At 61.7% G+C, this 1,220-nt stretch carries 1 protein-coding gene; it reads right to left on the bottom strand.

From position 1 onward, the window contains the following. Nucleotides 1-18: 18 nt before the first annotated feature. Nucleotides 19-1,220: recombinase family protein (locus tag C6W91_RS21090; protein WP_370571603.1), on the bottom strand; the 1,202-nt coding region annotated here is incomplete at its 5' end.

Below are 1,220 nucleotides of genomic sequence, written 5' to 3'. Positions count from 1 at the left end.
CCCGGTAGCTCGTCAGGCTCATAACCTGAAGGTCGCAGGTTCAAATCCTGCTCCCGCAACCAACACTAATTTATCAATCCTATCAACGCCTTGAAGATCCGCTTCTGCGGGGTTCTTGGCGTTTTGGCCTCCTGAAGCCATTCGGGCCACCTGATGGGTTGGAGCACCCGTCGCCAGGAGCAGTAGGCTCGCCAATGCGCCGTGCAGGTCCACCGTCAGGCCCGGGCCGTCCCCGCGCGGGGTCAGCACGATCTTCTCGATCAGACCCCGGATCGCCTCTCGCGCTTCTTCCATGCCATCGATCTCGGCGAGGCCCCGGATCAGCGCAGCGACCCGCTCTCGGTAGGTCTCGGACACCTTCGGGTGCAGCCGGACCGGGGCAGGGGAGGCGTCGACCTGGGCCAGTTGCGCTTCCAGCTCCTTCCGGCGGGTGTCGAGGGTGATCATCTTGTCCTTCACCTGGTCCGGTGGAACTCCGGCGATGATCGCGTCCACCAGCTTGGCGTGATCGCGCTTGGTCGTGGCGAGTTCTTTCTCCAGTGTCGTTCGGGTCGAGGTCGCCGCTGCCGCGAGACGATTCCGTTCCGCGGTGTACGCCTCACAGAAGGCCGCGACCGCCTCAGGATCCATGAGGTGATGGGCCAGGGCATCGAGAACCTTGGCTTCCAGGTCTCTTTGCTTAATCAGGTGTTTGTTGGTGCAAATAGCCTTGCCTTTGTTCCGGGCCGCCGAGCAGCCAAATGAGTCCTTCTGTACCTTGGAAAACCCGGACCCGCAGCAGCCGCATTCCATCAAGCCTGAAAACAAGGTCCTCGGCCGGCGCCGATCCCATACCGGAATGCCCGTCCCCTTCGACTTCAGCGCTCCCTGCCGGGCCCGGACCTTTACCCAGAGGGCATCTTCGATGATGCGCAAGTCGGGGACTTCGGTGATCACCCAATCACGCTCCGGGTTCAGGCGGGAAACCCGTTTACCCGATTGGGGATCTTTTACATACCGCAGCCGGTTCCAGATCTGGCGGCCGATGTAGAGTTCGTTGTTAAGGATACCGGTGCCGCGTTCTCGGTTGCCGTGGATAGTCGACGCACCCCATTGACCTCCTTGTGGGCCGGGAATGCCTTCGACGTTCAGCGCCTCGGCGACCTTCTTTGGAGGGCTCTGTTGCAAAGTTTTGTTCAGGCCGCGTGGGCCCCTCTTTTGGGCGCAGTTATGCTGCGGCG

Origin of the sequence: Phaeobacter sp. SYSU ZJ3003 (assembly GCF_041300735.1) — a bacterium.
In the GTDB taxonomy this organism is placed as follows: domain Bacteria; phylum Pseudomonadota; class Alphaproteobacteria; order Rhodobacterales; family Rhodobacteraceae; genus Phycobacter; species Phycobacter gallaeciensis_A.
The sequence above is the reverse complement of the archived record's forward strand: the minus strand, read 5'-3'. Positions and strand labels throughout refer to the sequence as shown.